A 13,586-nucleotide genomic window follows, 5' to 3' on the forward strand; every position below is an offset into this window, starting at 1 on the left:
CCAGCACTTCCTGGTGTACGGTCGAACGCATGACCCGCATCACGGTGGACGTCAACGATGAGTGGCTGGAGTCCGCCCGCGAGGTGCTGGGCACCGACACCAAGGTCGCCACCATCAACGCCGCGTTGCACGCCTTCGCCGTCCGGCGGCAGGCGAAGGAGATCGTCGCCGCGTTCGATCAGGTCGAGATGGACTTCGCCGAGTCGGACGAGGGCTGGCGTTACGGCGGTGGGCGCGACTTGAGCCGGCTCGCCGAGGACGCCCGCGACGGCGAGGCCGCGGCCTGATGGCCGGCCAGGTCTATCTGGCGGACACGTCGGTGTACGTGCTTCAGGCTCGGCACCAGGCCGTCCGGAAGCGCTTCGAGACGCTGCTGGCAGAAGGACGCCTCGCCGCGTGCCAGATGACCTCGCTGGAATACCTGAACAACGCCCCCACACCCAAGGGATACGAGATCCTGTGGCAGGCGCTCCGGGGACACCGCTGGCTGGATGTCACCGCCGAGGCGATGGACCGCGCCATGGCGGTGCACCGCCTACTGGCCGCCGAGAGCCAGCACCGCAACTTTCGGCTGCCTGATCTGATCATCGCGGCGACCGCCGAGCTGCACGGTGCCACGGTGCTGCACTACGACGCCGACTACGACCGGATCGCCGCGCTCACCCACCAGCCCACCGAGTGGGTCGCCCCGAAAGGCAGCCTCTAGGAACGCGGGCGGCGACACACCGGCCGGGCGGGCGTACCGGTCTTCGCACACCTGTGCGGTAGCGTCTTGTGGTCCGATTTCCGGCCTACGACAGGAGAAGCTCCGCGCATGGGCAAGAAGACGATCCACGTCTCCGACTTCACCGGCCAGGTGCTGAGCCCCGACGACGAGGTGGTCAAGGTCGTCGTACTGGAGCACCCGGACCTGGTCGCCGGGCCCGTGCAACTGGACGCCACCCCGGTCGACGTGGAGAGCATCGACGACGCGGCACTGGACGTCGCGGTGGTGGAGATCCACGACCGGCACGGCCACGGCGAGCCGCGCCGGGTGGTGCTGACCGCCAGCGAGTTCGACGCGATGGCCACCGACGTGCCGATGGCGCAACTGCTGCGTACCGCCGAGCGGGTCAAGCCGCCCAAGGCACGCCGCGCCACCGAGAAGATCGACTACGGCACCATCGAGCACGCCGGGCGCCCGCACCGCGGCCGCGTCACCGCGGAGGAGGCCCGGCTGGTCCGGGAACGCCTGGACGAGGTGAACAAGCGCCTCGCCGACGCCGGCATCCGCCAGGTCGACCCGGCCGACCCGGAGCACGCGGCCCGCTACGGGTTCCCCACCGCCGACTGACACACGCGGGCCGGGCACGCGCCCCCGTGGCGCGTGCCCGGCCCGGTGTCAGGCCCCTTTTCGGGTGATCTCGGCCAGCGCCGCCTCGAACGCCGACTCCAGCGCGTCCTTGCGCAGCCCGAGTCCGGTCAGCACACCGTCGCCGCCCTCCTCCTCCAGCAGGGCGAGCAGGATGTGCTCCGTACCGATGTAGTTGTGTCCCATCCGCAGCGCCTCCCGGAACGTCAGCTCCAGGACCTTCTTGGCCCGCGCGTCGTAGGGGATCAGGTCCGGGACCTGGCCGGCCTTCGCCGGCAGCGTCGCGGTGACGACCTCCCGCAGCCGCTCCAGGGGTACGCCCTGCGCCACGATCGCGGCGGCGGCCAGCCCTTCCGGCTCGGCGAGCAGCCCGAGCGCGACGTGTCCCGGGGTGATCTCGGCGTTGCCGGCCGCCCGTGCCTCCTCCTGCGAGGCCAGCACGACGTTGCGGGCGCGCGGGGTGAACCGGCCGAACCCGGAGTTCGGGTCGAGCGCGGCGGCGGTCTCCGCCTTGGCCGCGGAACGCTTCTGGGCGGCCTGCTTGCTCACGCCCATACTGCGGCCGATCTCCGTCCACGACGCGCCGGAGCGGCGCGCCTGGTCGACGAAGTGCCCGATCAGGTGATCGGCGACGTCGCCCAGGTGGTCGGCGACGAGGACGGCGTCGGCCAGTTGGTCGAGCGCGTCGGTGTGTGCCTTCTTGATGCCGTCGATGAGGTCGTCGAGGCGTACCGGGTGGGTCATCTTGTGCGGTTCCGTCTCCTCCATGCGTCAACCATAGGTTGACGATTCTCGGTCGTCAACCCTCGGTTGACGGTGCCGTCGGCGTCGCGCGATGATCTCGGTCCCGGTAGGGTCGGTCGGGGTGAGCACCCATTCGACACTGCTGTTCGTGCTCGCCGCCGTCGCGGTCGTCATCGCCGTACGGTGGGTGGCCTCCCGCACCGGCCTGCCCGCCGCCGCGCTCCTGCCGCTCATCGGCATCGCGTACGCGCTGCTCCCCGGCCCCAACATCGGCCTCGATCCCGACCTCGTGCTCATGGTCGTGCTGCCGCCGCTGCTCTACAGTGCCGCGCTCGACTCCTCCCTGCTGGACATCCGGCGCAACCTGCGGATCGTGGTCAGCCTCTCGGTGCTGCTGGTGCTCCTCACCGGACTGCTCGTCGGCGTCGGGTTCCACCTGTTCGTCGCCGGCGCGACCCTGGCCGCCGGCATCGCGGTCGGCGCCGCCGTCGCCCCGCCCGACCCGGTCGCCGCCCTGGCCGTGGGCCGCCGGGTCAACCTGCCGCCGAAGATGGTCACGATCATCCAGGGCGAAGGGCTGCTGAACGACGCCACCGCGCTGACCATGCTCAGCGTCGCGGTGGCCGCCGCCGTGGGCGGCGAGTTCTCGTTCCACGCAGCGGTCGGGCAGTTCGTGCTCGCGGCGGCCGGCGGAATCGCCGTGGGTGTCGTCGTCGCCCGGGCCAAACGGCTGGTCCGGCCGCTCACCGCGGACCCGCTGCTGTCCAACGCCATCTCGCTCGCGACACCGTTCGTGGCGTACCTGCTCGGCGAGGCGCTGCACGTCTCCGGCGTACTCGCAGTGGTGGTCGCCGGCCTGATCGTCGGCCATCAGACGCCGCAGTTCGGGTCCGGGGCGGCCCGCCTCCAGACCAACGCCGTGTGGCGGCTCGTCGACTTCCTGCTCGAAGGCTTCGTCTTCCTGCTCATCGGCCAGCAACTCCCCGCCGTCGTGCGGGGCCTGCGCCAGTACGAGACGTCCACCATCGCCGTCGCCGTCGCCGTGTCCGTCGGCGTGGTCCTGCTCCTGCGCCCGGCCTGGCTGATCCTGACCCAGTGGCTCCCCCGGTCGCTGCACACCCGGCTGGGCGGCGTCGCCGAACAGGACGACACCGACCCGCCCGGCGCGGCGCGGCGAACCGGGCGAGCCGACCGCAACGCCCGCGGACTGACCGCACGCGAGGTGGTGGCGCTGAGCTGGTCCGGCACCCGGGGCGTGATCAGTCTGGCCGCCATCTTCACGCTGCCGCTCACCACCAACAGCGGAGACCCGTTCCCCGACCGCGACCTGCTGCTGTTCTGCACCTTCGTGGTGGTCCTGGTGACGCTGGTCGGGCAGGGCCTGACGTTCGCGCCGCTCGTGCGGATGCTCGGCCTGCGCGCCGACGAGGCAGACCAGGCCCGGGTACGCAACGAGGCCCGCTCCGCCGCCGTCGAGGCCGCCCTGGCCCGCCTCGACACCGTCGCCGCCGAGGAACCGGACACGCGGGTGGCGGTCGACACCACACGCGCCCAGTTGCTGACCCGGCTGGCCCGCTACCGGGGGCGGCTCGACCTGCTCCAGCAAAGCGGATCGTCGGAGCTGCCCACCTCACCCGAGTACGAGACGGCGCTGCGGGTCCACCGGACCGCGCTGGAGGCACAGCGCGAGGAGTTGCTGCGGTGGCGCGACTCCGGCCGGCTGCCGGACGAGGGACTGCGCGTGCTGGAACGCGAACTCGACCACGAGGAGCTGCTGCTGCCGAAGCGGGCGCCGAGCTGACTCCGGGCCCGGCGCCCGCCGGCCGCCTCACAGCTGGCGCAGGATCACCGGATCCTTGATCTTCTTGTCGGCGGCCAGCAGCAACGCCTTGCTGATGATCTCGCCGAGCCGGCTGTCACCCTCGAACGGCAGGAACATCTCCGGCTCCTTCGCCTTCGCCGAGTCCGGGATGACGCACAGGTACCGCTCGTCCGGGGCGATCAGGATGTTGCCCGAGCCGCAGTGGATGCGGTACGTGTGCAGATCGCCGCGTACCTCCAGGAACCTGTCGGTGAGCGTGCAGCGACCGGCGATCGCCAGCCGGGGGATCAGCTCCGCCAGCACGTCCCGGCGCGTCCGGCCGGTCGGGGTCAGCTCGCCGAAGCTGTTCTGCGCCCAGTAGTCGCGATACCGGCCCTCCGGCCCACCGTCGTACCAGTTCGGGTCGGCGCCCACCCCGGCCGCGGCCACGAACAGGTCGACGTCGCGCATCACCTCGCTCAGCACGACCGGCGGAACCTGCGCCAGCGGAACCGGCAGGCGCTCGCCCCGGATGAAGAACAGCTGGTCGGTCCCCATCGTGTCGAACACGAGGTCGTCGTCCCGGTGCTCGATCCCGGCGACACCCAGTTCGGCGCGCAGCCCCCAGTCCGGGAGGGCCAGCCAGGGCAGGTTGTAGGACGCCCCGTCGTTGCGGTGCTGGACGTACGACCAGCCACGCCGGGACAGCAGCGCGTTGAGCCGGTGCTGACGCACGATGTGCGCGGCGAACCGGTTGGAGTACACGCCAGTGGCCCGCTCCGCGTCGGTGAGCAGGTACTGCTCCCGGTGAGCCTGCTTGAACGGCTGGGTGATCGCGTGCCGGGTGAGGAAGTCCCGCCACGGCCCCACCGCGTCGGGGTCGAGCACCGGATGCCACAACCGGACCGTCGCGTCGTCGGCCGGCTCGAGCACGGTGTCGTCCGCTGTGCGCAGCGCCTCACCGGCCCAGCAGCAGGCCACGCCGTCGACCGTCCAGACGAGACGCCGGGCCAGCGTACGGGCCAGCGGATGGTCCAGGAACCGCTCGCGCCACTGCTCGACGGTCCACGAACGGTCGCGCCGCAGCAGCCCTTCCAGCCGGTCGCGGGTGGCGACGAGCGTCGCGGCGACGTCGACGACAGTCGCCTTCAGCTCCTTCACCTCCTCGCCGTGCTCCCTGCGCACCTGCGCCGGAGGCGTCCTGACCACCTTGCCGTCCGCGTTGCGCCACACCACTACGGCGTCGACACCGCGCACCTCCAGCTCGTACGAGCAGTCGCCCAGCTTGTCCGCGAGCGGCAGCCCGAAGCCGGGCAGGGCCATCTCCTCGACGTCCTCCCGGCTGACGCCGCGCGCCTCGGCGTGCCGGGTCAGCCCCTTCTCCACCAGGCGCAGGGTGCTCTTGTAGGTCAGCCGCGAGGACAACCGCGCCAGCTGGGCGAGCGCGGCCGGGTGATCGGTGTCGACGAGCGCCGCGACCGCGGCGTTCGCAAGCTTCGGGCTCGCCGGGCCGTGGCCGGAGATCTTGCGGGCGGCCCGTTCCGCGATCTGGCCGAAGCTGCGCAGGGTCTCGTCGGACGGCGGGCACATCGTCCGCATCCAGAGCAGGCCCCACAGCAGCCTGACGTTGTAGCGGTCGATCATCCGTGGCGGCATGTCCTTGATGTGGCCGGCGCAGCACGTGGTCATGCGCAGCGGCAGGCTGCGCGCCTGCCCGACGAGCGGAAGCCAGTCGTCGAGCCGGGCGGTGAACTCGTCGACGCCCACCGCGTCGAGCAGCGACCGGGCCTGCTTGCGCCAACCGGCCGTCGGCTTCGCCTTGTCCACCTCGACCGGGCAGTGCGCCAGCAGCGCCTCCCAGGCGGACCTCCGGTCCGCCGGCATCGCCTCGATGTCCGCGACGGCGCGATCGGCCCACTGCTCACCGACGTTGGGGATCGGCCACATCCGGTCGGCCTCGTCGCTGATGTAACTCAGCGAGCGCTCGATCCCGGTCCGGCGCCAGGTCGCCAGCGCCGCCGGGTTCACCCGCCCGGCCGCCGCCTCCACCTGGATGGAATCCCAGGTGAACCGGTTGAGGTGCCAACTCCAGTAATTGAATCCCAGCCAAGCCTGGGTGCCCAGCCGGCCGAGCCAGGCCGAGCCGTCGAGGCCGCCGCCGGAGCGCACGACAGGGATCAGCCTGGTCTGCTCGTCACCGCTCTCCCCTGGCACCGTCAGCGCGTCGAAGACCACCTGGCGCACCGGCGCCGGTTGCGCGGCCAGAAGTTCTTCCGTCCGGCGCCACGCCTCGCCCCGGGCCCGGTCCCACACGCTCACGTCCTGGTACGGCCGCCCGGGCAGGTGGCCGACCATCGTCAGCGCGGCGGCGGCACGGCGGTCATGATCCGCCTCGTCGCCGGCCAGGTCGGTCACGGCGGCGGCAACCGACTCGGCCTTCCGAATGGCCTCCGACAGCAGCTCGTCCCGCGGCGGAGCGGGATCGCCGGACCTGCGCGTGGCGTCGAGCGCGGCGAGCAGCGCCGGAACCGAACCGGCCGGCGCCCAGCCGAACACGGCCACCACCCCGTCGAGGAATCGCCGCAGGTGATGCTCGTTGAAGGTCTGGTCGTCGCTCTCGCGCCAGCCGCTCACCGCGTCGACCACCTCGCGCAGCGCCGCCTGCACGTCCTGCGTGTCCACTCAGCCACCCACCAACGGGACGAGCTTGAGGAAGGTGACGCGCGATCCCGCGTGCAGGCGGACCTTCTCCTCCAGGTCGGTGACCTGGCGGTCGTCGACGAGCACCACGAAGGCGTTGCGGCCGAACGCGTCGAGTGTCATCCGCGTCCGCTCCTCGGGATCGGCGTCCGCGCCGGACTCGGCGATCCCGAGGGAAACCCGACGGCGGATCAACTCGGCGAGGGGCAGCGTCTCCTCGAAGACCTCGATGGTCCACGCGGGCCCGCCCGGAGCTCCGACCACCTCGTCGGTGACTGTGATCAATGGCATGGCGGAGAAGGTAACGCTTCCCTCCGACACCTCAGCATTTTGTGTGACCTGACCGCGTACCGGACAGTCTCCACGGTGTACGAGATCATTCCGTGAAGGCGAGGTTGTGAGCGTGTCCTATCCCGCGTACCCGAACAGGGCCGACATGTCGGCGGTGGTGGACGCGGCTCGCCGCGGCGACCGGGCGGCGACGGACGAGGTGGTCTCGCACTGTCTGCCGCTGGTCTACAACATCGTGGGCCGGGCGCTGAACCGGTCGGCCGACGTCGACGACGTGGTGCAGAACACGATGCTGAGCGTCGTACGCGGCCTGCCGGGCGTCCGCGAGCCGCGGCTGTTCCGGTCGTGGCTGGTCGCCGTCACCATGAACGAGATCCGCACCCACACGCAGCGCCGGCCCACCACACTGGCGCCGCCGGAGGACATCGACAACGTGATCGACCCGCGCGCGGACTTCGAGGACCTGACCCTGACCCAGCTCCGCCTCGCCGACCAGCGCCGCGAGGTCGTGCTGGCCACGCGCTGGCTGGACGACGACCACCGCCACCTGCTGTCCCTGTGGTGGCTGGTCGAGGCCGGTCACCTCACCCGCGCCGACCTGGTCGACGCCCTGCGCCTGGAGCCACATCACGTGACCGTGCGGGTGTCCCGGATGAAGGCGCAACTGGACACCGCCCGGCTGGTGGTGCGAGCCCTCACCGCGCGGCCCGGCTGCGCCGGCCTGCGCGACACCGCGTCGGGCTGGAACGGTCAGCCGGCGCCGCTGTGGCGCAAGCGGTTCGCGCGGCATCTCCGGGACTGCGCGCACTGCCCGGACGCGACGAACGACCTGGTGCCCGCCGAACGACTGCTCGCCGGCCTGGCGCTCACGCCGCCCCCGGCCGCACTCGCCTCGGACGTCACGCAGAAGCTGCACGCCGTCGCCTCCGTGTCGCCCGTCGCCCCGGCCGGTACGCACGCCGTGGCGGCCGGAGCGAGGTCCGGGCTCTCGTTGTCCAAGACCCTGGTCGGCGTCGCCGCGGCCGTTGCCGTGCTCGGCGGGGGTGGTCTGATCCTTGCCAACTACCCGAGCGGGCCCGACCGGCAGCCCGCGGCCGCGACTGCTGTGCAGCCCGCGCCCGAGACGACCGCACCCGCGCTCACACCCTCCCCGACCGCCGCCCTCCCGAGCCCCACCCCGAGCCGGTCGGCGAAGCCCAGCAAGTCGCCAAAGCCGACCCCGTCGCCGGTCAAGTCCACCGCCACGTCCAACGGCTTGTCAGCAGCGGAACGGCGGCTGCTGGTGCTGCTCAACGAGCGGCGTCGCGCGCTCGGGCTGACCGAGGTCAAGCTGGGCGCGGCGCAACACCGGGAGGCGGAGTCCTGCGTACGGCGGAACCTGAACGCGAGCGGGTTGCAGCACTGCGGGCACGAGGTGCTGTTCGCCTCGTCGGGCAACTCCTCGCCGGAGCAGATGATCGAGGCGTGGTTCAACAGTCCGGGCCACAAGACGGCGTTGACGTACGCCAGCTCCCGCTTCGCCGGACCGGCGATCGTGTTCAACGGCAGCCGCCAGGTCGCCGCCATCAACATCGACTACTGAGGCGGTCGCTACGCTCCCCCGATGACGCACGAGAAGGAGATCGTCGAGCCGGTCGACCTGTGCCTTCCGGACGGGCGGCTCAACCCCGCCGCGGTCGGCTGGACCCGCCGGCCGCTGCACCGGGCGAACCTACGCGGTTGGGGTAGAACCAAGCGCTGGGAGTACTGGGGGATAGTGACGCCGACCCACATCGTCGGCCTCGTCGCGTCGTCGCTGGACTACGCCGGGGTGCACGGCGTCTACGTGCTCGACCGCGCCACGAAGGTCGAGACCGGCACGGACGCCGTGGTCCCCTTCGCCCGCGGCGTCGTCATGCCGCCGATCAGCGGCGTGGGCGCCGTGCACGCGCACGGAGGCGGCCTGTCGATCGACATCGACCAGACCACCGAGGGCAGCACGATCCGTGCCACCGCGCCGGGCATCCAGATCGACCTCGTGGTGCCGCTCCCGCCCGGCCACGAGTCGCTCGGCGTCGTGGTCCCGTGGAGCACGCGCCGGTTCCAGTACACGGTCAAGGACGTCGGGCGCCCGGTGCGCGGCTCACTGCGGGTGAACGGTACGACGCACGTCGTGGACGAGCGGGACTCGTTCGCCGTGCTCGACCACGGCCGGGGCAAGTGGCCGTACGCGATCACGTGGAACTGGGCGGCGGGCAGCGGATCGGACGTGTCGATCCAGCTCGGCGGCAAGTGGACCGACGGCACCGGCTCGACCGAGAACGCACTGTTCACCGGCGGCCGGCTGCACAAGCTCGGCGCCGAACTGCGCTGGAGCTACGACCGCCGCGACTGGCTGCGGCCGTGGCGGATCAGCGGTGATCGCGTCGAGGTGGAGTTCCACCCGTTCCACGAGAAGGTCTCCCGCACCAACCTCGGCGTCGTGGCCAGCGAGACCCACCAGTGCTTCGGGCACTTCTCCGGCTGGGCCCAGGCGGACGACGGCGAACGGGTGGCTCTGGACGGCCTGGTCGGCTGGGCGGAGGAAGCTCAGAACCGCTGGTGACGCAGCCGCTCGTTGACCTGACGGACCACGTCCTCGGGAAGCTTGACCACGCGCCGGTCGTACGTGAGCAGACCGTTCAGCTCGTCCTCCACGTCGGACAGCTGGGTGTAGACGGTCGCGCTCAGACCGGCCCGGATCGCGGGCACGATCTGCTCGGTGTGCAGCCGCGTGAACGCCTCCGCCAGGTCCTCGGCGCTCCGGTACCGCCGGTAACCGAAATCCTTGCGGCTGAAGGCGTGCCCGTCGACGCGCAGGTTGTAGCCGCCGTACTCGGACAGCACCAGCGCCCGGCGGTCGCCGCGTCGCCGCAGCACCCGGAAGCGGCGGAAGTAGACGTGCAGGCTGCGCAGGTCGCCGCCGCCCTGGTCGTGCCAGCCGCTGGCGTGGTCGACCGTACGGGTGCTGTCGAGTTCGGCGACCTCGCGGGCGATCCGGGCCGCGTCGAACTGCCCCCAGCCCTCGTTGAAGGGCACCCACACGGCGAGGCTCACCACGTTGCGCAGGTGCTCGACGGTGTCGCGCAGCTCGGCCCGGAACCGGTCCCGTCCACCGGCGTCGGCACGGCCGAACCAGCGCCGCCACCGGCCCCGGTCGGGCAGCCGCAGCGGCGTCACCGCCGGCGCGGTGACGACCAGCGGGTGGTAACTGCTGCCGCCGTTGACCATGTCCTGCCAGACCAGCATCCCCAGCCGGTCGCAGTGGTGATACCAGCGCAGCGGCTCGATCTTGATGTGCTTGCGCAGCATGGTGAACCCGAGCCGCTTCATGGTGGCGATGTCGGCGATCATCGCCTCGTCGGAGGGCGCCGTGTACATGCCGTCCGACCAGTAGCCCTGATCGAGGATGCCGGCGTGGAAGTACGGCCGCCCGTTGAGCAGCAGCCGGGGCACGCCGTCCCCGTCCGGTCCGACACCGAACGAACGCATGCCGAAGTAGCTGCGTACCCGGTCCGCGCCCAACTCGGCGGTCACGTCGTAGAGGAACGGATCCTCGGGGCTCCACTGCCGTACCTCGGGGATCGGGATGCGAACGGCCACGCCGACGGGTGCGGTGGCCTCGGCCACCGCGACCCCGTCGGCCAGGATCCGGATGCCGGCGTCGCCGGCATCCGCCGTCGCGTGCACCGTCACCTCGACGCACCGCTCGTCGAGGAGCGGGGTCAGGGTGAGGTGCCGCAGGTGTACGGCGGGCACGCTCTCGGCCCACACCGTCTGCCAGATCCCGGACTGGGCGGTGTACCAGATGCCGCCGCGGCGCAACCGCTGCTTGCCCCGGGAGTGGTGGCCGGTGTCGCTGTCGTCCTGGACCGCCACGACCAGGACGTTGGCGTCCTCGCGGAGCGCGTCGGTGATGTCGCAGGTGAACGGCAGATACCCGCCGGTATGGCCGCCGACAGCAACGCCGTTCAGGTAGACCTGGCAGGTCTGGTCGACCGCGCCGAAGTGCAGCAGCAGGCGCGAGCCGGCCGCGTGGAAGCCCACCGGGAGGGTCAGCGGTCGGCGGTACCAGAGCGTCTCGCCCGGCTGGAGCTGCCGCCCGACGCCGGAGAGCGTGGACTCCGGGGAGAACGGCACGAGGATTTCGCCGTCGTAGCGTTCCGGCTCGGTGGACGAACCGGTGATCGCGTACTCCCACCGGCCGTTGAGGTTGAGATAGCTGTCCCGGGCGAACTGCGGGCGGGGGTACTCGGGCAGGACACGCTCCGGGTCGAGCGTGGAGCCCCACGGGGTCAGCAGCGTCATGCCCGGGCCTCCCGCTCCCGCCGCCGCAGCGCCACGGCCGGCACCGCGATGAGGACCAGCACTGCGAGCGCCATGAGGAAGATGCCCGGCGTCGGAACCTGCTTCACCACGCCGAGATCCTCGTAGACCTCGCCGGCGCCGGTGATCACGGCGGCGCCGAGGTACGGGCCGACGAGCATCGGAACGAGGATGGCGAAGACCATCCGCAGCCCCTGGACATGGCCGGCCCGATCCGGTGGCGAGTAGTCGCGCACGATGGCGCCGATCGGGGCGAGGACGAGCATGAAGCCCGACATCATCACGATCCCGGCGGCGATCACGGGGACCATGCCGCGGGCGAAGAACATCAGCGCCAGGCCGGCGCCGTACAGCACTACCGCCGGCAGGAGGAAGCGCACCTTGCCGACGCGGTCGATGAGCCGCCCGCCGACCACGCTGACCGCCGACGCCGTGACGAGGACGACGGCCAGGACGATCGCGTACCCCTCGATCCGCAGGTACCGCTGCAGGTAGATGATCAGATACGGCAGGAACACCTGCGTGGAGATCCCCCAGATCGACCAGGCCGCCAGGGCGAGGTAGAGCCCCGGGTTGGCGCGGACGGCGGCCGGGCGCAAACCGTGGACGACGGCGCGCAGGTAGCCGCCCTCGTGCCGGACGAGTGACGGGCTGTCCTCGACCAGGAACCAGGCCAGCAGACCGGCCACGGCCATGATCGCGCCGATGACAACGAAGAACAGCCGCCAGTTCCCGGCGCGGGCCAGCCCGTCGAACCCGCCGAAGATCACCAGCATCGAGACCAGCGGCATGATGGCGAGCACCGACTCGACCCGGCCGCGGTTGGCCGGCTCGGTCACGTCGGTGACCCACGCCTGGAACGCCGCGTCGTTTGCGCCCGAGCCGAGGAAGGACATCAGGCAGTCGAGGGTGATGACCGCGATCGCCGTGACCAGCACGACGTTCGCGACGGGCGCGATGTCCTCCACGAAACCCACTGTCAGGAAGCCGAAGGCGGCGGTGGAGACGCCCCACAGCAGGTAGCCGCCCGCGATGAACGACCGGCGCCGCCCGGTCCGGTCGGAGAGGGCACCGAGCAGCAGGGTGGCGACAGTGGCGGTCACGGCGCTGGCGGCGACCATCGTGGCGATCGCGTTGGGATCGTCGGTGATCGTGTCGTACACGAACAGGTTCAGGTAGATGTTCTCGATGGTCCAGGCCATCTGCCCAACGAGCCCGAGCACGATCAGCGCGGTCCAGGTGCGGGGGCGCAGCCCGACCGGACCGGCCGAGGTAGCCGGGGTGAGCACGCTCCGGGTGGCGGACACGACGGCCTCCTTCGACGGGTCAGAATATGATCCGTCCCGTCCAGCCGTCGATGGGTCCGGGGTCGGCCAGGCTGCCGCGTCCGAACGGGCACGACGAAAAGACCTGGTACGGAGCAGCCGGACCATGGCCTTCGTCGTCAGTCTTTGCGGACGGCGAGGTTGAGGGCGGCGACGGTCAGCTGGGTGAGGTCAGGAAGTTGGTCCTCGCCGAGCGTGACACCGCGCAGGTTGTCCAGCGCCGTCTTCAGCCCGTGAAGGCGACTGCCCCGCAGATCGGCACCGTCGAGGTGGCAGGAGTCCAGTTCCAGGCCGGCGAGGTCACACGACCGCAGCACCAGGCGAGGTAGTCGGCAGGACGACCACGCGCCGTTCGTGAGAGTGCAGTCGGTGAAGGCGACCGAGCCGGCGGCGGCGACGCGCTGGAGGGTGGCGTAGTCAAAGCGGCAGCCGTCGAACAGGACGTCCTTGAGGCGTACGTCGGTGAGTCTGGTGCCGGTGAACCGGGAGCCGGTGATGGCGCACCGTTCGATGGTGATGCCGGTCAGGGTCGCTCCGGAGAAGTCGGTGCGGGTGATCTCGCAGCCGTAGAGGCTGCCGGCTTCCCAGGTGCTCTCGCTCAGGTCCACGCCGGTGATCAGGCTGCTGCGGATGCGGACGTCCTCAACGTGCGCACCGTGGCACCCTGCGCCTTCGACGAGGGCCTCGGTGAGGCCGCCGGCGAGGTCCGTGGTGGTGTCGAGGTCGTCTGGTTCGAGGTCCGGCAGCAGGACCTTCACGTCGCCGATCGTGATGGTGCGCATGTGTCCTCAACCTGTGCGGGCGCGGGGTGGGCACGTCACCCCGCGCGCCCCGTGGCGGGGGCTACTTCTTCTTGTTCCAGTTGTCCCATCCGGGTCGGCTGTCGAACTTTCCGCAGTTGTCCCAGCTGGGGCGGTTGTCGAACTTCGCCGCATCGATGAAAGCACCGACCGCTGCGGGTCGACGCCGAGGCGGGCGAGTTGCTCGGGTGCGGCGTTGACGAGGACCGCGAGAGCGTTGGTCATGGTGC

12 protein-coding genes and 1 pseudogene are annotated in these 13,586 nt (G+C 71.2%); 6 read left to right on the forward strand and 7 right to left on the reverse strand.

Going from position 1 to position 13,586, the window contains the following annotated elements; genetic code table 11:
- Positions 1–29 precede the first annotated feature (29 nt).
- From BAW75_RS12310 to BAW75_RS12320, 3 genes are all read left to right on the forward strand, one after another.
- Positions 30–287: a type II toxin-antitoxin system VapB family antitoxin gene (locus tag BAW75_RS12310; RefSeq protein WP_043326097.1), complete on the forward strand. Its 258-nt coding sequence runs from the start codon at positions 30–32 to the stop codon at positions 285–287.
- Entirely contained in the window at positions 287–706 is a 420-nt protein-coding gene (locus BAW75_RS12315; protein WP_043326099.1) for a PIN domain nuclease, read from the forward strand. The genes BAW75_RS12310 and BAW75_RS12315 overlap by 1 nt, the downstream gene beginning before the upstream one ends.
- Positions 707–814: 108 nt before the next feature.
- The gene (locus BAW75_RS12320) at positions 815–1,333 is read left to right on the forward strand and encodes a hypothetical protein (RefSeq protein ID WP_104113663.1); all 519 of its coding nucleotides are present in this window, start codon (positions 815–817) and stop codon (positions 1,331–1,333) included.
- A gap of 48 nt (positions 1,334–1,381) precedes the next feature.
- Here BAW75_RS12320 and BAW75_RS12325 read toward each other — a convergent pair whose 3' ends face one another.
- Complete coding sequence (locus BAW75_RS12325) at positions 1,382–2,119, reverse strand: Clp protease N-terminal domain-containing protein (RefSeq protein ID WP_043326103.1); 738 nt, start codon at positions 2,117–2,119, stop codon at positions 1,382–1,384.
- Positions 2,120–2,186: 67 nt separating this feature from the next.
- Between BAW75_RS12325 and BAW75_RS12330 the strand changes: the two genes are divergently transcribed.
- A complete protein-coding gene (locus tag BAW75_RS12330) occupies positions 2,187–3,896 on the forward strand; it encodes a Na+/H+ antiporter (protein ID WP_104113664.1) in 1,710 nt (569 codons plus the stop codon).
- A gap of 27 nt (positions 3,897–3,923) precedes the next feature.
- Here the strand turns inward: BAW75_RS12330 and BAW75_RS12335 are convergent, their stop codons facing one another.
- Together BAW75_RS12335 and BAW75_RS12340 are read right to left on the reverse strand one after the other, a co-directional pair.
- A complete protein-coding gene (locus BAW75_RS12335) occupies positions 3,924–6,578 on the reverse strand; it encodes a DUF4132 domain-containing protein (RefSeq protein WP_244206094.1) in 2,655 nt (884 codons plus the stop codon).
- Complete coding sequence (locus BAW75_RS12340; RefSeq protein WP_104113665.1) at positions 6,579–6,887, reverse strand: hypothetical protein; 309 nt, start codon at positions 6,885–6,887, stop codon at positions 6,579–6,581. It abuts the gene before it with no gap.
- Between the two features lie 112 nt (positions 6,888–6,999).
- On the opposite strand from BAW75_RS12340, the gene BAW75_RS12345 reads away from it, so the two are divergent.
- Positions 7,000–8,469, forward strand: a complete 1,470-nt coding sequence (locus BAW75_RS12345) for a sigma-70 family RNA polymerase sigma factor (RefSeq protein ID WP_244206095.1) — start codon at positions 7,000–7,002, stop codon at positions 8,467–8,469.
- Between the two features lie 21 nt (positions 8,470–8,490).
- Entirely contained in the window at positions 8,491–9,471 is a 981-nt protein-coding gene (locus BAW75_RS12350) for a DUF2804 domain-containing protein (protein WP_069087597.1), read from the forward strand.
- On the opposite strand, the gene BAW75_RS12355 is transcribed toward BAW75_RS12350, so the two are convergent.
- The 4 genes and pseudogenes from BAW75_RS12355 to amcA form a co-directional block, all read right to left on the reverse strand.
- A complete protein-coding gene (locus BAW75_RS12355) occupies positions 9,456–11,213 on the reverse strand; it encodes a glycoside hydrolase family 2 protein (RefSeq protein ID WP_104113667.1) in 1,758 nt (585 codons plus the stop codon). The two genes, BAW75_RS12350 and BAW75_RS12355, sit on opposite strands and share 16 nt — an antisense overlap.
- On the reverse strand, positions 11,210–12,538 hold the full coding sequence (locus BAW75_RS12360) for an MFS transporter (RefSeq protein ID WP_104113668.1): 1,329 nt from the start codon (positions 12,536–12,538) through the stop codon (positions 11,210–11,212). The genes BAW75_RS12355 and BAW75_RS12360 overlap by 4 nt, the downstream gene beginning before the upstream one ends.
- Positions 12,539–12,675: 137 nt before the next feature.
- Entirely contained in the window at positions 12,676–13,338 is a 663-nt protein-coding gene (locus BAW75_RS12365) for a pentapeptide repeat-containing protein (protein WP_104113669.1), read from the reverse strand.
- 61 nt (positions 13,339–13,399) lie between these two features.
- Positions 13,400–13,581 (reverse strand): annotated as a pseudogene (amcA, locus tag BAW75_RS33325) (multiple cyclophane-containing RiPP AmcA).
- Positions 13,582–13,586 lie beyond the last annotated feature (5 nt).

It is taken from the genome of Micromonospora chalcea, from assembly GCF_002926165.1.
Taxonomy (GTDB): domain Bacteria; phylum Actinomycetota; class Actinomycetes; order Mycobacteriales; family Micromonosporaceae; genus Micromonospora; species Micromonospora chalcea.